The following is a 21,903-nucleotide window of genomic DNA, read 5'->3' on the forward strand; positions in this document are numbered from 1 at the left end:
ATCAATCGAGTTCAATGCCCTAATTTCTTTAGTAATCTACCCGAAATCAGATCAGATAACAAGCTCTGCCGACCGATTAAGGTCAGTAGAGCTTGTTTTATTTGAATATCTTCTCGACTAGCTCTAACAACTCAGATGCGCTATGATCCACTTTATATTCTAGTTACAATTACCGAAAGTATAGTGCAATCTAATATTTTAAAATGAGGGGTTAAATGATGTTGGGTATGTGGGAATTTAGTCACAGAATGCTAAGTCTTAAAATAAAGTGGTCCACAAGATTTTAATTGGTACGATCGTTATGGGGATTGGAACTATAGTAGGCAGCGACGGAGCCGGATAAAGCACCTATTTTCAATGGTGCCTGCTCTAACGGAGAGGTGCGTCCAATATCAATGAAAACGGGAATAAGAGTGGATATATTTAAAATAGAAGAAAAAATGTTTCTGTGAACTAGCAATGCTTTTCTTCCCTAGCTCCTAACTGGTCCTGCTAGTGTGGTGTTTTTTTATTTACCAGCATGCCCTATCACAGAATGTATTTTTACATATATTAAAGTGACGACAGATAAAGGAGGTTAAAAGGCATGGGTGCATATGAAGGTAATGGCGGCGGCGGTGTATGGACTTCTACAGCGGCAATTCTAGTGCTCTTTATTCTCTTAGTTATCATCACTAAATCACTTTGGGTTTAATTTGTGAAAAGAACTGCTGGGTGATTTCACTTCACTCATGGATTGTAAAAGATTGATCCCAATAAGCGCATAAACTATTTGGCAATGGGCACAGTATTCGCCTTTCTTTTGATGGGTGTTTGCTGGATGCCTACCATAATAGTTTTGCGCTTATTGGCTTTGCAGAAGGGAAAGTGTCTCATTGCTAGGTTTATTAACTTTTAACGAATACCTTTAATTCAAGGTCTTCTATAATTTCTAATGCAACAAAATATCCAAAAAATAGCGTTAAAATATCCTCATATCGTTTTCCTGATCCTCTTGCTTTACTTAATATGATGTTCTGACTTTCTTTTATTTTTCTTTTATGGAGTGCTAAAGAAGCTATAGATGAATTGGGAGCGAGCAGATCTACCATTAGAGTGGACAACTCTTTCTGAAACTCTTCAATTGGAAAGTCATTATTTTCTTTTGAGTACAGCTGCATAGTTTCAGGTGGATCTTTAAATGTAATCGGATATTGAGTATTGAAGACACCTTCATTAGCTATTTTGTCAGCAATTAATTTACCGAAAACGATACCCGCTGCAAATGCTTGCCCAGGGATTCTTCCCATACCAAGAACACCATTAAATTGAGCTTCTCCAGTAGCAAAAACACGATTCAAGTTTATAACTTCAGCATTAGCATTGATTTCGATTCCTCCTGAAGAATAGTGCATTGTTGGTGTAATTTTGATTCTTTTATTTTTAACCACATTAGTGCTAAATCCATATTTTTTAAATCTTTCATTCAATATATTTTCATCAGCATGGCTCATATCCAAGTACATATCCTTTTTTTGCTTGATGCAATCGAGTTCAAAATGTAAAATCTCGTCAATCATTTCATGGTAATCATCTCGAGCAATGGCATCACAAATATACTCATCTTTTAATAGTTGAATTCCTTCCTCATCTACTATTTTCCCTTGACTTAAAGATACAACTCCGCCCAATAAAATTTGTCTTCCATTGTATATTGACCAAGGATGAGACATTACTGTAGACATTCCCTTTAATCTTGCACCTATTTTTTTAGCTAAGATAAGCGTTTCTCCAGTCGAACCCGGTGAATTATCATTGTAGTTAAATTGCCCCGCATATCCTCCCGTAGCTAATACCAAATAATTAGTATATATCCTGATAAATTGATCTAATTGGATGTCGTAAAATAATGCGATAATTCCATCATTATACTTTTCCAAATGAATCAAAATTTTATTACACAGCGGTTGTTCAATATGTTGTAACAAACAATTAATTAATTTCTTTCCTCCCTGTGATTTAATCAAACATTCAGGCATGACACCAAAGGATGTTTTCTCATAAGAGATTCCTAATTCCTCGAAAAAATTTATAACTATGTTGGAGTTTCTATATAGCGTTTCAATAACCGATCGATCTGCTCCACATTTATCAATCGTAAGATTAATAATATTATTAATATCATTCTCTGATGGAACACGTGTATTTGCGGCTGCAAGAAAGGAGTTGCTCTGTTTGGGCGCATTCTTTTTTGTTGTAATCGTGTACTTGATATTGTTTTTTGACAAATAATAAGCAACAGCAAGCCCCGAGATACCCGTACCAACAATCAAAATTGGAGTGTAGTGTTCTACGGATGTTACATTTCGTTCCATCATTCTATCTCCCTTTTTAAGATGCAGATATTATCTTAGGCTGAATCTCACAGTCCGTTTTCCACTTAGATATATATGTTTGTTACCGATGAAGAATGGAATCTAAGTGAAATATTTTTCCTAATTGTACAAATTTATTACTTATATTGTCAACTTCGTCTAAGAAGTAATTAGCCCGACTTTGAAGCAGGGATATTCAAACCAATCAATCTTGATGGCACTAGCTTCTAGGACTGGAAGCTTCTAAATTTTTAAAAGGGCATATTATATTACCGGGAAGCCGCTTCGAAATATATTTCAGAACATATCTTAGAACATGAGAATATAGAAGGAACCATTATCAAAAAAATAGGGAAGCTGCTTTGTGATTTTAATACTGATTCCATTTGAAAAATATGAAATGGAGGGAATATTGTGCCACGAGCTTCGGTCATACTGCCAGTTTACAATAATGCAGCTTTTGTCTTGGAGGCAATACACAGTATTTTAGCTCAAACTTATACGGATTTTGAATTAATTGTTATTGATGATGGTTCGACAGATGGATCTACCTTTCTTATTTCACAAATATTAGACCCTAGAGTGATAAAAATCTTCCATAATACCAATCGAGGGTTGATCGCTTCTTTAAACGAAGGATTAAAAAAGGCCAATGGTGAATATATCGTTCGTATGGATAGCGATGATATTTCTACGCCAGATCGACTAGCTGTACAAATCGCATTTATGGATCAAAATCCATTGATTGATGTATGCGGCGCTGCCTTTACTTCATCTAATGGAGGATCAATAAAGGTAAATCCGGCCAGTCATGACGAAATAAAAACATGGTTGCTATTTCATTGTTGTATCTGCCATCCGGCTATAATCATGCGCAATAGCATGATCCGTCGGCTTGGCATTCAATATGATAGTAATTATCCCCATGCCGAAGACTACGAATTGTGGAACCGACTAGCTTTCCAAGTACAAATGGCGAACCTCCCCATAAACGTATTGTATTATCGTCAACATAATGGACAAGTGTCCAATCAGCACAAAGCTATACAAGATGCTACTGCTCGGAGAATTCGTCAAAGACAGTTTAGTAAGTTGGGCTTGGAATTATCAGATGAAGAGAACCAGATTATGCTGGATATTCTTGAGTTTAAAATTAATCCCTACGATTATGATAGTTACACCAGAGCTTTAGGTTTTGCCAACTGGGTGCTGGACCAAAACAGTAAGTATTTAGTTTATAACCAGGAACTATTAAACATGGCGTTTTCACGGTGCATATCCCATATTCCTTATTGACAGAGAGATAAGCAAGTGATCCGGTTGGATCGGAGATACTTTAATGGCACAAGCTTGTGAAGTTTGGAAAAAAGGTGATTAGGCTCTGCCGGTTTAGCTGGTTGAGCCTTCGTTTTGTTTGTCTGTATGCCCTGTCACAAAACGCAGCTATACATATATTAGAAGTTTTTATCCTCTTGGTTATAATTACTAAAGCATTTTGGATTTAATTTTATGAAAAAACTGTTAGGCAACACACTTCACTTTTTTTAGATGGTAAAAGTTGAACCCAATGGTGCATAGGTTATTTGGCAGTAGCCATAGTAATCTCTTTCTTTTGGTTAACTAAGTTTTTACAGCGTACTTAGGGGACCATGCCATAATAGGTTGTTGCGCTTATTGGGTTCTGCTGTCAATGATCAGCATGGATTATACATTGAAATCTTACATTATTCGCATAATATATTGACATATGGTCAATTTTAGAGAAAAATAGACTACAACAATATAAAAATTTTGGAATTTTTATGTGAAGGGTGGATATGGCATGAAGCATACACCTACGATTCGTGCGGAACTAGATAGATACCTAAAACAAGAGGGTCTGAACCTGACGCAATTCGGGCATATTGCAGGCATTAATAGGGGAATAGTTAGTGGCATTGTAACAGGCAATAGTTCTATGTCTGTTAACCAAATTGATAGAATTACAGAGGCTATGGGTTTACCAGAAGGCTATTTTTACGACTTATATGTAGAAAACTATATCATCGACATTCCCCCCAATATGAGGAGAATCGAACCATTTTTGTATCGCTGTGCAGAGTTGGACAAGCTGGATGCGATCCGTCGAGTGGTGGGAGCTATCATGGACAATCTACTCTACTCACCCAAACTATTTGACATTGCAGAAGAATTATTAGCGCAGGAACGACATGATGCTGCACTATTGCTCTATGAGAGTGTAGCAGAAGTGGAGAAATATCAACATTCTGAACGTTTGGCCATCTGTCAATATCGGATTTTCACGATTCAGATTGATGACGATCAAAGCCGCAATCTTAGGGCAGCCATACTTTTTGAGCCTTATGTCGAGCGCCTAGACGAAATAGAACAACTTGATGCATTGAAGGACTTAGCTAATGTGTATAGGTCTTTGCGTAAATGGGATAAGGTTGATGAAATAGCGAGAAAAATGAGAGCTAAAGCGGAAATCCAATACACTTTGAAACATCAACAGAGCAGCCGAGAACGCACTGAGTCTACTAAGAAGCTAACTCGCCCCATGTTTGTGTACATTACCTATGCCGATTTATTGTGTGCAAGTGTCTGTGAAGCCCGAGGCGACTATCAACAAGCTTTACAATATACATACGCCTACACAGATTTGGATTGGGTCAAAGAGACTGACGAAGATACCCAATACTGGATTAGCTTGTTTCAGCATTGGGCAGAAGGTAATACTTATGTTAATAAACTTATGTCCGGAAACACTAGTGTGCTTCTAGACTTTGTTGAATATATAGGAACAACCGCCAATGAAAGTGAGAAGCTCTCAAAGTTGTTGAACATTATTATAGTAGCTAACCGATACAATTTGGATATAGATGGTGTACTTACAAAATTTAAAATAGACATTGATGCCTCTACTCAACTCCCGACATCTACTGATATGTACACCCAACAAGTGGTACCTGACTATATTGCATTGTTTTGTTATGAAATGGCCTATTATAATTTAAATAGGAAGAAGTACAGTGATGGTTTTAAACAATTATTATGTGCAATGGTAAAAGCACATATACTAAACAATGAAACATATTTCATAAACTGTACAGGTCTCTTTGCACATTTCCAAGCATATGCGTCTCCAGAGACCAGAGAAGAGTATTTTAAACTATTAGAAAAGGTGTGGTTAGACAATGTTGAAAAAAATGGCACTGTTAATCGTTGCGAGTAGCTTTTTATTTTTTATAACTGGTCCCGTCCTGACGCAACATATTCAGATCCTTGTACAAATTGGAGGTGCTTAAGCACAAAACTCTGCTAGCCTTATGGTTAGCAGAGTTTTTTAGTTAAAGGAATTGTTACACTACGCGCCGAATGAGTCACTGAAGTGATCAGTTTTGAAGCATACATATAAATATTTTGATGGCACAAAGTTACTTCGACACACTTAGAATAGTAGATTTATTATGTAATCATTCCAATATTCTGAGAGGGGATATTATTACTGGTGATGAAACTGCAGAAGCAAATGGGAGAATAGACTACAATAAATAGATTACTATAGAGAAATTAATATATTGTATGAAGCGACAAGAGTGACACAAGGCATACCGTAATCATAGTGAAGCTGGGGCCGTGACCCAAAAGATCGTGTTACGCCGCCTGGAGTGTAAATAGGTACTGTATGGAACACTGAGCCTCAGATTAAGCTGAGGCTTATTTTTATGTGGACCAATTTACGAACTTATCAGTGTGACTGATAACGCGTGGGCTATCAACGTTATAAAGAACGAAATCACAAAGCTGAATGGGTTCGCTGCTGCTTTTTGGTGACTCATTCCGTTCATTGATTTAGCAAAAGATATGCTTGTATGTAGTGCGGGGTTTGCGTTATTGATGATTAATGCTTCATTCATTGCCGTCTTATCCCTTCATCAATCATTTCTTATGGAAGGAATCCCTTCTGTTCCAGCAAATCCTCTGTGACCTTCCACAGTTTTTGCTGCATCTTGGGATCTCCTCCAGGTGAGACTGGTTGAATAGATTTCCCAGTTCCGACGTTAAAGTATCCACCTGTTTTTTTATGATATTCCGAATCTACAATTAATCGGGTGATGATATCTGCTCCTCTTCGCGGATCTCCAAGATGAAGGATTTTCAACAATCGTTCTAATAGAGGGGCAAACCAAAGTTCTCGTCCCAATCTGGTAACATTGAATCCTGGATTTAGTGCATTTACGCTGATTCCCGTATCCGACCATCGTCTTGCCAGTTCAGCAGTGAACATAATATTCAATAATTTGGTCTTTCCATAGATGGGCGATGAGCCACGAGCGGTAAAGGCAGTTGTATCCGTTAAATCCTCGGGGAGCTTCAAAACTCCATGATGGCGTGAAGCTTCGGAGGCAACATTGACAACTCTGGCCTTGCCTACGTTCTGCAGGCACGGTTTTAGTGTATATGTTAACAGCCACGGCGATAAATAATTTATAGCAACCATTTCAGGAAACCCCTCGGGAGTGACGCGTTGCTCAAAAGCATGGATACCCGCATTGTTTAACAGCACATCAATATTAGAGTATGCGGCGGCTATCTCATCCCCGATTCGTTTAACATCCTTCAGTACCGATAAATCTCCATAAAAAAAGTCAACCTTCGCTGATGGGCTAACCAGCTCAATCTGTTTTCTTGTAGCTTCAGCACGTTCCCTACTCCTGGCAGTCAAAACAAGGTCAAAGCAGCCGCGTTTTCCCAATTCAACTGCGACTAGTTGTCCAAGACCACTGGTGGCACCTGTTATGACAACAGTAGTATTTTTAGACATCGTCATTTCTCCTTCATGTGTTACAATTTTATTGGAGTAGCCAATTCGGTGAGTTAGCATATTTGATTTACATATGTCCACTATAATAATTTGGTTGATATATGTCAATCAAATTTGACTTGTGGTTTTTTGAACGAGAGAAAGGTGATTGAAGATGAAATATAATGAAGTTAAAAATGAACCAAGGGAGAAATTGGAGATTGAGTTGGGCGAGCAGCTTAACGCACTTATCAGCGCTTCACACGCCCTGAATGTCAGAGCTGCTGCGAAATTTGACTCTTCCTTACAACCTGCCGCCTTCCATATTGTTCGTTGGCTGTATTCTTATGGCCCAACAAATGCCGCCACTTTAGCGGAATCAACTGCGATGGATCGAAGTTCAGTGAGTCGTCTTGTCAAACAGCTTGAGTCTTTGGGGTATTTGAACAGAGAGGCCTCCCGAAGTGATGGACGAGGAATTGTATTATCTCTTACTGAGCATGGACAGCAAAAATTAATTGATGTGCTTAAGGAGAAAGAGTCCGTTTTCTATGAACGAATTTCGGACTGGGAAGATGCTGAGCTTCATAATTTTAACCAAATGCTTAGGCAATTTAATGGACTCCATCGCCACGGAACACAACCTTAAGAAGTGACCCGCATGTAAGGAGTTTGGATATAGAGTAGAAGTGGATAATGAAATCTACCCGAATGTGTATTTTTTATGTCAGACAAAGCTCCCCTTACTTTGACAATCAATAAGCCGTATGTTTATGGATGAAGATAAATAGGAAGGAAAGGATGAAAATAATGAGTATGAAATTAGGAAGGAAAACTACTTTATGTTTCTCCACAATTGCTCTCTTATTTTCAGTTTTGTCCCCGCTATCAGCCTCGGCAGATGTAGCAAGCGTCACCCATGACACCTATACAAACTCTTTAAATCAGGAATTAGTTTCATCTCAATTAGTAATTTTTAAAGATGACACAGCATATACAGATGTATCTATTGTCGGGAAAAGAGTGAAATTTTCGATTAGTGGTTTAGAAAACCCGTTTAACACTAATTATTACAATCGATTAGTCTGGACTAGTACTGATGAAGAACCAAATATAAAAAATATTCTGACAGTAAAAGTTGCGCCAAAGACAGGGTCGCTTTACAGTTCCAGCAACTATGAAAACCTTTCACTGATAAAACAAAAAATCGATTCTGACTCACCTGTATATGGATGGATTCAACTAGAATCCAAAGAGTGGGTTAAAGCAGGATCAGCTATAATCAAATATTAGAAAATTCCTAATGTGCAGTATAAGTAAATACTGTAAATAAGCGAAATCCCCGCCGACCAGCTAAGGTAGTGGGGATTTTTCAATATAAAATAAGACTTCATCAACTATTGACAGAGTCTTTTAGAGAATTGTTGAAAGTAGTGTTGTTCTTAAGAAGGGAAAAGTGTTTCGAAATCTGGAAAACCGCCATCACTAAGCCAACGGGTAGGGCCTTCAAAACTTCCATCGAGTGTAGCGGTAGCATAATCTCCATTGGAGCCATACAAAGTAATAGAGATATTTTTTATTATTTGTATTTAATGTTATACATGTGTAATGGGTTTGTACATAGTTCACTAGTTCTGAAGAATATTCCTTACTTGTCTTTGTCTGTTACGATATGTTCATAAAAAGTTCACTTACATGAAAATTTGGTTGCAGCTAAAATAATCACATCCAAAAATGAAAGGTTGAATTAAATGCCAACAACTAAAAAGGAAAGCTTTTACTTTGGGGTTATTATGTGTTTTGGAATGGTCGTTATTATGACCTTCTATAATCTTTTGATTAACGGATTGATTGGAAAAATTAGCTTGATTACCATTGCTGTTGAATTTCTAATTGGATTTATTATAGCGCTCATATTAGATTTATATATCGTGGGTCCTGTAGCAAAAAAAGTTGCTTTAAGCCTACCTTTTGATAAATCCAAAAAAATATTTTTAATTATCACGATTTCAACATGTATGGTGTTCGGAATGGCCTGTTCTATGTCTTTCTACGGTTTATTAACTTCAATTCTAAGTCAGGGTATTGGCGATCATTCATTATTTGAAGCATATTTAGAAATTTTTATAAAGAACTTTGTTTTGGCCTATCCATTACAATTATTGGTTATGGGTCCTGTTGTTCGAGCCTTGTTTATAAAATTTATAAAGAAAAGCGGGCAAGTGGGACCTTATAAAAAAGTATTAAATTAAATAATAGAGCAAATCCATTGCAGCAATGTTAAGCTAATGAATGGTTTTACAGCTAGAAATGCTTAAGTTATGAAAATCGGATACAAGTCTGAGGAAGCTATAACTGGCGGGATTGGTAGTTTGGTGTATTATTTAACACAAAAAAAGCAGGAAGAATTCTTCCTGCTTTTTGCTTGAAAATAATTATTAACGTCTGCGTTGTCCATCATTCACGCTAAACAGATTAACAGCCAGTGCGTTACCTCTTGCACGCGCATTGGCTCTTTGGTTGGAACGGATGTTTAATCTTCTTCTTCTCAATTCACGGTTGCTGTGTCTTCTGCTCATAATATCACCTCCCTTCAAAGAAATGAAGGTACGGTTAAATCTTAATGATGTTTATGCTTACGCTTGGAAATTTTGATATTTAATGCGTTAGTTGCGAGTGCATTTCCGCTTCCTGTTTTAGCAGCTGCGGCTTGAAAGACTTTAACGACCAGATATCTGTTTTTCCCGATGCGATGCTTATACGTTTTAACTCTATTTCTGATCATCTGCATAACTCCTTTGCTTTAGGTCTGCTATATACATATGTCAATTGTGCTAGTAATGTATCAGCATAAATCTACTAAAGACAAAAAGAAGCTAGTACCTATGTTCCTAAATGTTTAACAAAAAAAGCTCATGCTAGCCTGCGTTCGCCTTCCCAACTTTACGTTATAGAGGAAGGTCACCGTAGGTTCATATGTGTCAAATTTCCATTTGTTTAGCTAATAAAAGTAAACAGTTCGAGATCAGAGTGGAACTATCTCGGATAATGGGGCGGATATAATAGTAGAGACAATATAGGTTGCTGAAAAGGAAAGAATAGTTGGAGACACATACATAGTAAACATAATAACAATATAAAACCGGCTCGCCTAGGCGGCCGGTTTTATATTCGTGGTAGTATAACGGGGAAGAAAGCACGATAAATCAGTGGAAGTCCCGGAAGAGTCCAACAACCTTGCCCAATATGCTGACGTGTGTCAGTCGAAGTGGCTCAAAGGCTGGATTTTCAGGTTGAAGCCGGATATGATCTTTTTCTTTGTAAAAGGTTTTAACTGTAGCCTCGTCTTCATCTGTCATAGCTACTACAATGTCTCCGTTATCAGCGGTCTGCTGCTGACGCACGATTACATAGTCTCCGTTAGCAATACCAGCTTCAATCATGCTTTCGCCTACAACAGATAACATGAATATTTTATCCTCACCAACAAAGTGTTGGGGAAGAGGAAAGTAATCTTCAATATTTTCTGTCGCCGTAATAGGAAGACCAGCGGTTACTTTGCCGACAACGGGAACACGACTAATGGAGTAATTAATCAAGTTGCTGTTATCCGATTCGTCTTGACCGAGTAATTCAATAGCCCGTGGTTTCGTAGGATCGCGGCGAATGAGTCCTTTTTTCTCCAAACGATCCAAATGACCGTGAACCGTAGAACTGGAGGCCAATCCGACTGCCTCGCCTATTTCGCGCACAGAAGGGGGGTATCCCTTTAGACGCACTTCATTGCGGATAAATTCAAGAATGGCCTGCTGGCGGCTCGAAATCTTAGACATACCGTATCAACCCCATTTAGTAACGTTTGGGAAAATTATAGCATAGAACCTCCGTTCGTACAAACATAAGTTCTAAATAATCCCTAAAAATATTCACGAACTTTTGTTCTCTTTTCTATTGAACAAAACAAACGTTCGTGTTATATTGTGAAAAACATAAGAACAAACGTTTGGAGGACGCGGCCAATTATGAAATATAGCACTTATCAAAGTATTTTTCCGATGAATTTAGAGAATTTACAGGAGACCCGAAAAGAGGGTAAGGTACGTTTGTTACAGGCTCTTACCAATACTCTTTTACTTAAGCTTCTTATTCTAGTAATTATCGTTTGGGTTGCAGGGGCAGGTGTACTTACGGTTTTCGCAGCACCTCCAGTTTCCAATGAAGAAGTGATTAAGCTGACTGTACAACCTGGAGATACGTTATGGAAGATTGCCGTGAATCATAAACCGGAACGAATGGATACACGGGTATATATTGAAGGAATTGTACGTATTAACGATTTGGAGGATCGGGGGGTGCAGGCAGGTCAGGTACTTAAGCTCCCACCCTTCTGATCTATAAGACTATAGAGCTTGTCAAGGAGCGCAATGAGGGAGCCTTGACAAGCTCTTTTCTACATGTCAAAGTGTATTATATCTTTGCTTTTATGGAGGGGACACAATTTGGATATAGACAGTTTGGTACAGCGCATTAATGAATTAGCGCGCAAAGCAAAAGCCGAAGGATTGACGGAAGAGGAAACCACGGAGCGCGCCAACCTTCGGGAAATTTATTTAGGCAACATTCGCCGTAATTTTCGGCAGCAGCTTGAAACCATTGAATTTGTGGACGATGATACGTCGAAGGGAAATGGCGGGCTGAAGCAATAATGTTGCTAAAGCCTGCGTCATTTGCCTTTTGTTATTAGGTATCTTTCTTGGTATCTATATAGATCAGCTTTAAGGCAATTGTTTTAATGTAATATTTATTGGGAAGGGAATTGAGAGATGGCCCGATCATTTGAAAGAAAAGTACGTAAAAACACAGCGCATTTAAATAAAACGCGTAAGAAACAAGGCATTCAAACCATTAACGGCGCAGGTTCAGCAATGGACATTTTCCGTGGCCGTAATATTACTGTGCCAATCATGCTGGCTGGTCTTGCTGTATTGTACATGCTTATGAGTTACTTTTTGACTAAGACCGGCATGCGGGGAATGGATTGGCTGGTATTTGGCTTGTACTTGATGCTGGCTGTTATCTTCTTCATTCGCCGTCCTTATTTAAAAGTGGGAAAAGATACCCTTTATATGTTAAAAGGTGGCAGAGAACGGCCGATGACGGCAGGGGACATGAAAGCCATCAAAATTGAAAAGGGTTACGTTACAGTTGAAAGAAAAGGGAAGGGCGGTAATTTTATTTTCACAAAATCACTGGGACGCTATGATACAGATGCCATCGCAGAGCGCCTTGAAAAATTTGCACTATCCAATCAGATACAGGTAGATAAGAAATAACCGATTTAGCCTGTAGCTCTGTAAGTAAGGCCGTATGATGTTATTTTTCATATAACATGGTGCGGCCACTTGCTTAATATGGGCACACATAATGATCTGATTCGTGACCAAACAGACAAGCTTACATATACAGTGGAAAGAGAGTGGATAATTCGTATGACGATTCAGGCGATAATGTTTGATCTTGATGATACCCTTCTGTGGGATGAACGTAGTGTAGAAGAGGCATTTGATGCAGCATGTCAAACAGGCTCCCGAGAAACAGGCGCTGATCCGAAAACGCTGGAAGAAGCCGTACGCAAGGAAGCGCGCGCTTTGTATGAATCCTATGAAACCTTTAGTTTTACTCAAATGATTGGCATTAATCCGTTTGAAGGACTGTGGGCGAATTTTACAGCAGGTGAGCAACCTGAATTCCGTCAATTGGAACAGTTGGCTCCTGTTTATCGTAAGGAATCATGGCGCAGAGGGCTTCAGCAACTGGGGATAGATAATGAGGAGTTGGCGGAAAAGTTGGCTGCCCAATTTGCTTCGGAAAGACGTGCACGTCCACATGTATATGAAGAAACGTTTGAAATTCTGGATCAATTGAAGGGACAATACAAGCTGCTATTGCTGACAAATGGTTCCCCTGATCTACAACAGGAGAAGCTGGATGGAGTTCCTCAATTGGCTCCTTTTTTTGATCATGTTGTCATTTCAGGTTCTTTTGGTCGGGGCAAGCCTGATCCTTCTATATTCCAGCATGCTTTGGGACTTCTAGGAATTGAACCTGGACAAGCTTTAATGGTAGGAGATAAGCTGACGACTGATATTCAAGGGGCTTTGTCAGCTGGTGTACATTCGGTGTGGTTGAATCGGAACGATAAAACCAATACTACAGAGATCAAGCCGAAGTTCCAAATCAAGCATTTGTCTGAGTTGTATGGAATTATTCAATCTTTAAAGTAAATAATCTACAGTCTTCTAAACAAGTATAAAGAAAACTCCCTTCGCTCGATATGCTACAGAGCAGAGGGAGTTTTCTTATTGACACAATACATCGTAACTATGCTGTAGTGAATGTTGGATCTTCGAACGGTTCAGCAATCCATCCATTTTCTTCGATGAACAAGCGGACTGCGACGATCTTTTGATTTTCCATTAAAGTGAAGAAGTGCGGTGTATTTTCAGGAACAGAAATAACGTCGCCTGGTGAAAGCTCTACATTAAAATAGCCGATCTCTTCAGAGCCTTTAATGATAAAAATCCCTTTACCAGCAACAATGGCGCGGATTTCATCCTCGGTATGGGTGTGAATTTGCTCGAACTTGGCCAGCAGCTCCTCCAAATTCGGCGTTGCTTCAGATAAAGTGATGACGTCCCAGATTTTATATCCGCGACGTGCGGCTAAATCTTTGATTTCAGGTTCAAATGTTTTAAGAACAGCGGCTTTTTGATCATCTGTCAAAGTAAAGTTTTCTTGCAGCTCCCCTGGCAGCTTGGAAGCATCCCAGTGTTCATACAATACCTGGTAGCTCTCCAAAAATTCACGTACTCGCTCTTCACCGCTAATTCGCTCATTCGTATTGCGTATAAAAATTTCTGCCATGCACAAATCCCTCTTTTCCACTTGGATTAATGTTGTATAAAGAATACCATGTCTTAACCAGTTGTACAATACAGGCTGAAGCATTTATATGGGAACGACTATAGTAATACGATACAGTTTAAAGACGTTCGTCTATAACGATGCATACTACAAAAATAGATCAGCTAAGTCGTTTGTAAAGAAGAATAGCCTGCATAAAACGTATGTTTTTACTTCAATCTATCTAAATGATACGGTTTCTGCTAAACTAGGATTTAACGTTTTGCGGGGGTGAAGAAATTTTGGATAAAGTTAGCTTGCAGGATGCGTTACAACGAAGAATACTCCTTCTTGATGGGGCTATGGGCACTATGATTCAGCAGGAAGACCTTTCTGCCGCTGATTTTGGTGGGGAAGAGTTAGAAGGCTGCAACGAGATGTTGGTCTTAACAAGACCGGATGTCATTCAAGGGATTCATGAAGCATACTTGGAGGCCGGAGCAGACCTGATTGAAACGAATACATTTGGAGCGACATCCGTCGTTTTGGCGGATTACGATATACCAGAACGTGCCCGTGAAATTAATCTGGTGGCGGCCAAACTGGCGCGTAACGCGGTGGATAAGTACAGCACTGCGGACAAGCCTCGTTTTGTTGTAGGAGCTATGGGTCCAACTACAAAAACCTTGTCTGTCACAGGCGGTGTTACATTTGTAGAGCTGATTGAAAGCTATCAGGAGCAGGCTTTGGCGCTTATTGAAGGTGGGGTAGATGTTCTTCTGTTGGAGACCTCACAGGATACGCTTAACGTTAAGGCAGGTAGCATTGGAATTCGTCAGGCTTTTGAGCAGACAGGGATTGAGCTTCCATTAATGATTTCTGGCACGATTGAGCCAATGGGAACAACGTTGGCCGGACAAAACATCGAATCCTTCTGCATATCACTCGAACATTTACATCCAATCTCGATTGGACTGAATTGTGCTACAGGTCCAGAGTTTATGCGTGATCATATTCGTTCTTTGTCTGAAATGTCCTCTGCAGCTATTAGCTGTTATCCAAATGCGGGCTTGCCCGATGAAAATGGTCAATACCATGAATCGCCGGATTCATTAGCTCGTAAAATGGCTGCTTTCGCTGAAAAAGGCTGGTTGAATATTGCGGGAGGCTGTTGCGGTACTACTCCAGAGCATATAAGAGTAATGAGTGAAAGTATGGCGCAGTTTGAGCCTCGTCAGCTCGTAGGTCATCATCCTCCTGCCGTATCAGGCATTGAGCCTGTGTATATTGAACAGGATAATCGTCCGTATATGGTTGGTGAGCGAACAAATGTTCTGGGTTCCCGGAAATTCAAGCGTTTGATCGTGGAAGGCAAATATGAAGAGGCGTCTGAAATTGCCCGCGCTCAGGTAAAAAGCGGAGCACATGTCATTGATATTTGTGTGCAAGATCCGGACCGTGATGAAATGATAGATATGGAAGCGTTCTTGAAACTGGTTGTAAACAAGGTGAAAGTACCATTGGTGATTGATACCACGGATATTAAAGTTATCGATAAAGCACTTCAATATTCGCAAGGTAAGGCAATTATTAACTCCATTAATTTGGAGGATGGTGAAGAGAAATTTGAGAAAATGGCTCCTATTATTCATAAATACGGGGCTGCTGTTGTTGTCGGAACGATTGATGAACGTGGACAGGCAATTGGGCGTGAGGATAAGCTCGAGGTAGCTAAGCGTTCTTATGATCTGTTGGTGAACCGTTACGGTCTGGCAGCGGAGGATATAATTTTTGATACGCTCGTATTCCCAGTAGGAACAGGGGATGAGCAATATATCGGTTCGGCTAAGGAAACGATTGAGGGCATACGTATCATTAAAGAAGCGCTTCCCGGGGTTCATACCATATTGGGCATCAGTAACGTATCCTTTGGTTTACCGGAAGCGGGTCGTGAAGTGCTCAATTCTGTCTATTTGTACGAATGCACCAAAGCGGGACTGGATTATGCAATTGTAAATACGGAGAAGCTTGAACGCTATGCATCGATCCCCGAGCATGAACGGAAATTGGCGGAAGACCTGATCTATAAAACAAATGACGATACGTTATCTGCATTTGTAGCAGCTTTCCGTAACAAGAAAGTGGAGAAAAAAGAGAAGATATCAAACCTTTCGCTCGAAGAACGGCTGGCTTCCTATGTAGTGGAGGGAAGTAAGGAGGGACTGATCCCGGATCTGGAGCAAGCGCTCGCTAAATATTCTTCTCTGGAGATTATTAACGGACCGCTAATGAAAGGGATGGAAGAAGTAGGACGTTTGTTTAACAACAACGAACTGATTGTTGCGGAGGTTCTGCAAAGCGCTGAAGTAATGAAAGCATCCGTGGCTTATTTAGAACCGTTCATGGAGAAAAATGAATCCTCAGTAAAAGGTAAGATTTTGTTGGCTACGGTTAAAGGTGATGTGCATGATATAGGTAAGAATTTGGTGGAGATTATTCTATCCAACAATGGTTACCATATTGTAAATCTGGGTATAAAAGTACCACCAGAACGCATCATTGAAGCTTATCGTGAAGAAAAGGCTGACATGATCGGCCTGTCCGGTCTGCTTGTTAAATCGGCACAACAAATGGTGCTAACCGCGCAGGATTTGAAAAATGCGAACATTGATATTCCAATAATGGTTGGTGGAGCTGCCTTAACGCGTAAGTTTACTAAAAATCGTATTCGTCCTGAGTATGATGGGCTGGTAGCCTATGCGAAAGATGCTATGGATGGACTGGATATTGCCAATAAGCTTATGGACCCTGAGTCCCGTAAAAAAATGGCCGAGGACATGAAGGCTGAGCAGGAGGCGGAAGCGGCAACGGTCGTGGAGGTCAAGCCGCTCCCTAAGCTAACTCGGGCTGTACGTTCTAACATTGCTCAGGATTTGCCCGTCTATATCCCGCCGGATACGGATCGCCATGTACTGCGTAACTACCCACTGAATTATATTCTGCCTTATGTGAATATGCAGATGCTAATGGGGCATCATCTTGGCTTAAAAGGCAATGTTGAGCAACTGCTAGCTTCGGGGGATCCGAAAGCGATTCAGTTGAAGGAAACCGTAGACAGCATCATGTTTGAAGCTGTTACAGACGGAATTATTCAGGCGAGTGCTATGTATCGGTTCTTCCCAGCTCAGTCCCAAGGAAACCAAATTCTAATCTATGATCCATCGGATGTAAGCAAGGTACTGCACACATTTACGTTTCCACGTCAGCAGGTAGAGCCTTATCTATGTCTGGCTGATTTTTTGAAATCAGTGGAATCAGGGGTTATGGACTATGTAGGTTTTATGGTTGTTACCGCTGGTCATGGCATTCAGAAGCTATCTACCCAATGGAAAGACAACGGAGATTATCTGCGCTCACATGCACTTCAAGCAGTAGCGCTCGAAGTGGCAGAAGGGTTAGCAGAACGGCTTCACCATATTATCAGGGATAGCTGGGGTTTCCCGGACCCTGCCGATATGACGATGAAACAGCGGCACGGCGCTAGATATCAAGGTATACGGGTATCCTTTGGCTATCCGGCATGTCCGGATCTGGAGGATCAGGGACCGTTGTTCCAATTGTTAAAACCTGAGGACATTGGCGTTGAGCTAACGGAAGGGTTTATGATGGAACCGGAGGCATCAGTATCAGCCATGGTGTTCAGCCACCCTCAGGCGCAGTATTTTAACGTCGAAAAGGTTTAACACCTTTATCAGATGGGATAGCAAAAACCCTCCGAGCTTCGGAGGTTTTTTGCTGGTCAGCAGGAAGAAGGTAAATGTCATGGAATTATATTTTCTCGGTACAAATGCAGGGGTACCTACAATTCAGCGAAATGTAACATCCATTGCTCTTCGTTTACTGGAGGAACGAAGAAGCATGTGGTTGTTTGACTGCGGTGAAGGCACTCAACAGGAAGTGTTGCGTTCGCCGCTCAAGCTGAGCAGACTTGAAAAAATATTTATCACTCATTTGCATGGGGATCATCTTTTTGGTCTGCCGGGTCTTTTGTCGAGCAGGGCATATCAGGGAGGTACGGCACCTCTGACGGTATATGGACCGCCTGGTCTTCAGCAATATATTGAGCTATCTTTAGGGATCAGCCAATCTCGTATCAATTACCCACTACATATTGTGGAGCATACGGGCGGGGTTCTGTTCGATGACGGTCAATTTCGGGTGGAGTCAGCTTTGTTGGATCATCGGATCGACAGTTATGGCTACCGAATTGTAGAGATGGATAAGCCCGGTAAGCTTAACCAAGAACTGTTGGAGCGATACGGGATCAAGCCTGGCCCAGTGTACGGTAAATTAAAGCGTGGAGAAAGTGTGGAAGTAGAGAGTGGAGTTATTCTGCATCCTCAGGATGTATTGGGTTCACCTAAAAAAGGGCGGATCGTCACTATTTTAGGTGACACGAGACCTTGTCCGAATACAGTAGTGCTGGCACGAGATGCAACTGTCGTCGTTCATGAAGCCACATTTCTGCATGATCTGGCGGATACGGCGTATGAGTATCATCATAGTACGGCGCTTCAGGCAGCGGAAGCTGCCAAAGCCGCAGGCGCAGGGCAGTTAATTATGACGCATTTTAGTTCTAGGTATAAAGATCAAGAGCAGCTTCAGCCTTTGCTGGAGGAAGCGCGAAGCCTATTCCCCAATTCATTGCTTGCGGAGCAGCATGTGTTGTTACCGGTACCTGATATCGGCCAATAAATGATTGGAGAGAAGATATGTGCATAGGTGCCGGGGCTTGCTCCGGTGCTTTTCTTTTTCCCTAGAAATTATTTTCCGGGAAAGCGCAGGATGCGACAAGAGGTGAGACGGGCATTAGTATGGGATGAACGAAATTGTTCTACCACATATGGAGGCATGTCATATTGGAGCTTCTATATATCGAATTTAAAGGATTTAGTTGCTTGAGTACGCCCAGGAAATACAGGGAATTTCCCTTGAAGACGTAGCATCTTCGATGAGATTCGACGAAGAAATGATCTTATGCTATGTGGAAGCGACGGCTTTTAGCGAGGGATGACGCTATTTTGGATGGTTTACCAGCAATACATGGACTTCATAAGCATTTTTGACTTAAGATAGATGAGAGGAATGGAAATGACCGATTATTTAATGCCCTAAGTCATTCAGGTGGTTAAATAAAAAGGAGAATACCATTCATGGGGTGAATTATTATTTTCAATGTTATGATGTATGAAATGAAGCGGGGGAGGGGATTGCGATAAAATCGTTACTAATTGATCTGGATGGAACACTTTATCATGGAAATCGGATGATCAAGGGTGCGGATCTGTTCATTTCGCGATTGCGTTCAGAGCATATACCTTATGCATATGTCACCAACAATGCTTCACGCACACCCGAATCGGTGGCCGAGCATTTGATTGGTATGGGAATTGAAGCAGCTAGTCATGAAGTATATACTTCAGCGTTAGCAGCTGCACAATATGTTGCACAGCAAAGCCCTGGAGCTCATGTATATTGTATTGGTGAAACGGGATTACGCGAGGCACTCACAGGGGCTGGCTTGCAGCTTGTTCAGAATCATCCTGATTATGTGGTACAGGGGATAGATCGTCAATTTACATATGAAACGCTGGCAGCTGCCATGCGTTGGATTCGTGAGGGAGCTACATTTATTTTGACAAATCCGGATCTACAATTGCCTTCGCATGACGGGCTTACACCAGGTGCAGGTACCATTGGAGCTGCCATTGAAGCTGCTTCACAGGTCAAACCGGTCGTCATCGGCAAGCCTTCAAGCGTGCTAATGAATTATGCACTAAATCGCTTGAGCATTAGAGCGGATGAAGCTCTGGTTGTGGGCGATAATATGCTTACAGATATTGCGGCAGGTGCAGCAGCAGGTTGTAAAACAGCTCTGATTCTGACGGGTGTGACGACTCGCGCTAATATGGATGAACATATTCGTGCCGTTGGAGTAAAACCTGACCTGATGTTTGAAAGTTTGGACGAACTGCAGGAATGGATGCAAAAAGAGCTGAAATCATAAAAGGATATGACTTAGAAATATATGAGAATTCAAAGCTATGAGCTACGAAAGGAAAGATGTTGATATGCCGGAACTTCCTGAAATGGAAAACTACAGAATCTTATTATCAAAACAAATTTTGGACATTCCAATTACTGGAGTGGCGGTTAGCCGTGAAAAGTCCATTAATACTGAAGTGGAAACCTTTAAGAAGCAATTGCTAGGTGCGACCGTTGTATATTTAGAGCGTCGGGGCAAGCATTTGATTTTTCATTTAAATACGGGTAAACGGCTTGTGCTTCATCTCATGTTGGGAGGATTGTTGTATCTGGGAACGGAGGAGCAACGTCCAGACCGTACGGTTCAGATCGAATTGGATTTTAGCGGAGCGAAGCTTTATTTTATCGGACTGCGCTTAGGTTATCTGCACTTGCTGACGGCTAAAGAAACAGATGAAGCTTTGTCAGACCTGGGACCTGATCCGTTAGACCGTCGTATGACATTGGAAAATTTTACAGCACGTCTAAAAGGGCGACGGGGAATTTTGAAAACAACACTGGTAAACCAGCAGGTTTTTTCGGGGATTGGCAATTGCTATTCGGACGAAATTGCATATATCGCCGGATTTACACCGGGTTCCAAGGTGCAAAATATTGTGCAATCCCCAGAAAAAGTGGAGAAGCTATATCATGCTACTCAATCCGTACTTCGTGAAGCTACTGCGGAGGGCGGTTATATGGAAATGCCTCTAATGGAGGGAGACACGCTCACAGGTGGCTTTGATCATCAGTGTCGAGTATATGACCGTGAAGGAGAAGAATCTCCAAGCGGTGGGAAAATTGTAAGAGTCGAGCTGGCGGGGAAAAAAGCATTTTATTGCCCGGTGCAGCAGCATGATGCCTAAATTGCTTATCGGCTCTCACGTGAGTACGCGGGGTGGCTTTTCCAAAGCTGCTATACGTGCACGAGAGCAGGGAGGACGTTCATTTCAATATTTTCCGAAAAATCCTCGTAGTCTCAAGCTGAAGGAATGGAACTCCATAGATGCTGCTGCTTGTAAAGATTACTGCTCAGAGCACCAGCTTCAATCTATTGCTCATTCGCCATATCCCGTTAATCCAGCTCATGGTCGCGAACGCGGTCAGGAACTTTATGAGTTGATGGTTGCTTCATTACGCAACGATTTGGATATTGCTGAAGCCTGTGGATCGAAGGGGATAGTTGTTCATTTTGGGCATATGCATTCGTCTGACCCGCTGGAGGGCTATCATAATATTATTAACTGTCTGAATGATGTGCTCGAAGGCTGGCAGGGAAATGCTAAAATATTAATTGAAAATCAAGCTGGGGATCACGGTCCCATGGGAACCACGCTCGAGGAAATGGTCCAAATTCGCCAATTGTGTCGAGATCCTGGCAGCATCGGATTTTGCCTGGATACTTGTCATGCGTATGCAGCAGGATTGTGGAACGGTGGAGTGGACGAGGCTTTGTTTGAAAAAGGGGACCGTCTCGGTTATTGGTCAGCGCTGTACGGAGTTCATTTGAATGATTCCAAACACCCGTACGGCTCTAAAAAAGACAGACATGCGCGCGTAGGGCAAGGTTACATTGGTATTGAAGGCATGCGCTGGATAACAGAACAAGAAGCTGTAAGAGGTATTCCCGTCGTTTTGGAGAGTGCGGCGGGACCTGATGGGACACATCAGGAGGACATTCGAATGATTCAAAGCTGGGAGTAAATTATTTTAAATAAATAATAGTTATCTTAGAGGCTTATGTAAGCTTACTTT

Annotated in this window: 21 protein-coding genes; 15 read left to right on the forward strand and 6 right to left on the reverse strand. The window is 41.0% G+C overall.

Features of this window, described 5'->3' with window-relative positions:
• Nucleotides 1-586 precede the first annotated feature (586 nt).
• On the forward strand, nt 587-694 hold the full coding sequence (locus ACXHJ1_RS18390) for a hypothetical protein (protein ID WP_016821960.1): 108 nt from the start codon (nt 587-589) through the stop codon (nt 692-694).
• A 193-nt stretch (nt 695-887) separates the two neighbouring features.
• On the opposite strand, the gene ACXHJ1_RS18395 is transcribed toward ACXHJ1_RS18390, so the two are convergent.
• A complete protein-coding gene (locus ACXHJ1_RS18395) occupies nt 888-2,357 on the reverse strand; it encodes an FAD-binding protein (RefSeq protein ID WP_258196263.1) in 1,470 nt (489 codons plus the stop codon).
• 411 nt (nt 2,358-2,768) lie between these two features.
• Between ACXHJ1_RS18395 and ACXHJ1_RS18400 the strand changes: the two genes are divergently transcribed.
• Nucleotides 2,769-3,650, forward strand: a complete 882-nt coding sequence (locus tag ACXHJ1_RS18400) for a glycosyltransferase family 2 protein (RefSeq protein WP_107733502.1) — start codon at nt 2,769-2,771, stop codon at nt 3,648-3,650.
• Nucleotides 3,651-4,176: 526 nt separating this feature from the next.
• Nucleotides 4,177-5,589, forward strand: coding sequence for a helix-turn-helix transcriptional regulator (locus ACXHJ1_RS18405; RefSeq protein WP_016821956.1), 1,413 nt, complete (start codon nt 4,177-4,179; stop codon nt 5,587-5,589).
• A 714-nt stretch (nt 5,590-6,303) separates the two neighbouring features.
• Here the strand turns inward: ACXHJ1_RS18405 and ACXHJ1_RS18410 are convergent.
• The gene (locus ACXHJ1_RS18410; protein WP_457905011.1) at nt 6,304-7,182 is read right to left on the reverse strand and encodes an SDR family NAD(P)-dependent oxidoreductase; all 879 of its coding nucleotides are present in this window, start codon (nt 7,180-7,182) and stop codon (nt 6,304-6,306) included.
• A 154-nt stretch (nt 7,183-7,336) separates the two neighbouring features.
• Here ACXHJ1_RS18410 and ACXHJ1_RS18415 point away from each other — a divergent pair, with 154 nt between their 5' ends.
• The 3 genes from ACXHJ1_RS18415 to ACXHJ1_RS18425 all read left to right on the forward strand — a co-directional run bounded on the left by ACXHJ1_RS18415 (nt 7,337) and on the right by ACXHJ1_RS18425 (nt 9,413).
• Nucleotides 7,337-7,810 (forward strand): MarR family winged helix-turn-helix transcriptional regulator, encoded by a 474-nt coding sequence (locus ACXHJ1_RS18415; RefSeq protein ID WP_457905012.1) that lies wholly within the window; start codon nt 7,337-7,339, stop codon nt 7,808-7,810.
• A gap of 161 nt (nt 7,811-7,971) precedes the next feature.
• Nucleotides 7,972-8,454, forward strand: a complete 483-nt coding sequence (locus tag ACXHJ1_RS18420; protein ID WP_457905013.1) for a hypothetical protein — start codon at nt 7,972-7,974, stop codon at nt 8,452-8,454.
• 458 nt (nt 8,455-8,912) lie between these two features.
• A complete protein-coding gene (locus tag ACXHJ1_RS18425) occupies nt 8,913-9,413 on the forward strand; it encodes a DUF2798 domain-containing protein (RefSeq protein WP_107733505.1) in 501 nt (166 codons plus the stop codon).
• 186 nt (nt 9,414-9,599) lie between these two features.
• Here ACXHJ1_RS18425 and ACXHJ1_RS18430 read toward each other — a convergent pair whose 3' ends face one another.
• The 3 genes from ACXHJ1_RS18430 to lexA all read right to left on the reverse strand — a co-directional run bounded on the left by ACXHJ1_RS18430 (nt 9,600) and on the right by lexA (nt 10,994).
• A complete protein-coding gene (locus ACXHJ1_RS18430; RefSeq protein ID WP_162835279.1) occupies nt 9,600-9,740 on the reverse strand; it encodes a hypothetical protein in 141 nt (46 codons plus the stop codon).
• 41 nt (nt 9,741-9,781) lie between these two features.
• A complete protein-coding gene (locus tag ACXHJ1_RS18435; protein ID WP_016821950.1) occupies nt 9,782-9,946 on the reverse strand; it encodes a hypothetical protein in 165 nt (54 codons plus the stop codon).
• A gap of 421 nt (nt 9,947-10,367) precedes the next feature.
• Nucleotides 10,368-10,994 carry a transcriptional repressor LexA gene (gene lexA, locus ACXHJ1_RS18440; protein ID WP_013310545.1) on the reverse strand — a complete coding sequence of 209 codons (627 nt, stop codon included), beginning with the start codon at nt 10,992-10,994 and terminating at the stop codon, nt 10,368-10,370.
• Between the two features lie 189 nt (nt 10,995-11,183).
• Here lexA and ACXHJ1_RS18445 point away from each other — a divergent pair, with 189 nt between their 5' ends.
• The 4 genes from ACXHJ1_RS18445 to ACXHJ1_RS18460 all read left to right on the forward strand — a co-directional run bounded on the left by ACXHJ1_RS18445 (nt 11,184) and on the right by ACXHJ1_RS18460 (nt 13,445).
• Complete coding sequence (locus ACXHJ1_RS18445) at nt 11,184-11,552, forward strand: LysM peptidoglycan-binding domain-containing protein (RefSeq protein ID WP_017427698.1); 369 nt, start codon at nt 11,184-11,186, stop codon at nt 11,550-11,552.
• 108 nt (nt 11,553-11,660) lie between these two features.
• Complete coding sequence (locus ACXHJ1_RS18450) at nt 11,661-11,867, forward strand: DUF896 domain-containing protein (protein WP_457905014.1); 207 nt, start codon at nt 11,661-11,663, stop codon at nt 11,865-11,867.
• Nucleotides 11,868-11,984: 117 nt separating this feature from the next.
• On the forward strand, nt 11,985-12,494 hold the full coding sequence (locus tag ACXHJ1_RS18455) for a hypothetical protein (RefSeq protein ID WP_013371492.1): 510 nt from the start codon (nt 11,985-11,987) through the stop codon (nt 12,492-12,494).
• A 156-nt stretch (nt 12,495-12,650) separates the two neighbouring features.
• On the forward strand, nt 12,651-13,445 hold the full coding sequence (locus ACXHJ1_RS18460; RefSeq protein WP_457906185.1) for an HAD family hydrolase: 795 nt from the start codon (nt 12,651-12,653) through the stop codon (nt 13,443-13,445).
• 97 nt (nt 13,446-13,542) lie between these two features.
• Here ACXHJ1_RS18460 and ACXHJ1_RS18465 read toward each other — a convergent pair whose 3' ends face one another.
• Nucleotides 13,543-14,085 carry a 1,2-dihydroxy-3-keto-5-methylthiopentene dioxygenase gene (locus ACXHJ1_RS18465; protein WP_019687427.1) on the reverse strand — a complete coding sequence of 181 codons (543 nt, stop codon included), beginning with the start codon at nt 14,083-14,085 and terminating at the stop codon, nt 13,543-13,545.
• Nucleotides 14,086-14,366: 281 nt separating this feature from the next.
• Between ACXHJ1_RS18465 and metH the strand changes: the two genes are divergently transcribed.
• The 5 genes from metH to ACXHJ1_RS18490 all read left to right on the forward strand — a co-directional run bounded on the left by metH (nt 14,367) and on the right by ACXHJ1_RS18490 (nt 21,852).
• A complete protein-coding gene (metH, locus tag ACXHJ1_RS18470; protein WP_044788161.1) occupies nt 14,367-17,807 on the forward strand; it encodes a methionine synthase in 3,441 nt (1,146 codons plus the stop codon).
• A 79-nt stretch (nt 17,808-17,886) separates the two neighbouring features.
• Nucleotides 17,887-18,819, forward strand: a complete 933-nt coding sequence (gene rnz / locus ACXHJ1_RS18475) for a ribonuclease Z (protein WP_457905015.1) — start codon at nt 17,887-17,889, stop codon at nt 18,817-18,819.
• Nucleotides 18,820-19,390: 571 nt separating this feature from the next.
• Entirely contained in the window at nt 19,391-20,131 is a 741-nt protein-coding gene (locus ACXHJ1_RS18480) for an HAD-IIA family hydrolase (protein WP_045244487.1), read from the forward strand.
• Nucleotides 20,132-20,195: 64 nt separating this feature from the next.
• Nucleotides 20,196-21,014 carry an Fpg/Nei family DNA glycosylase gene (locus ACXHJ1_RS18485; RefSeq protein ID WP_026065468.1) on the forward strand — a complete coding sequence of 273 codons (819 nt, stop codon included), beginning with the start codon at nt 20,196-20,198 and terminating at the stop codon, nt 21,012-21,014.
• On the forward strand, nt 21,004-21,852 hold the full coding sequence (locus tag ACXHJ1_RS18490; RefSeq protein ID WP_457905016.1) for a deoxyribonuclease IV: 849 nt from the start codon (nt 21,004-21,006) through the stop codon (nt 21,850-21,852). The genes ACXHJ1_RS18485 and ACXHJ1_RS18490 overlap by 11 nt, the downstream gene beginning before the upstream one ends.
• The last annotated feature ends 51 nt before the right edge of the window (nt 21,853-21,903 follow it).

This window comes from Paenibacillus sp. ALE2 (genome assembly GCF_054113385.1).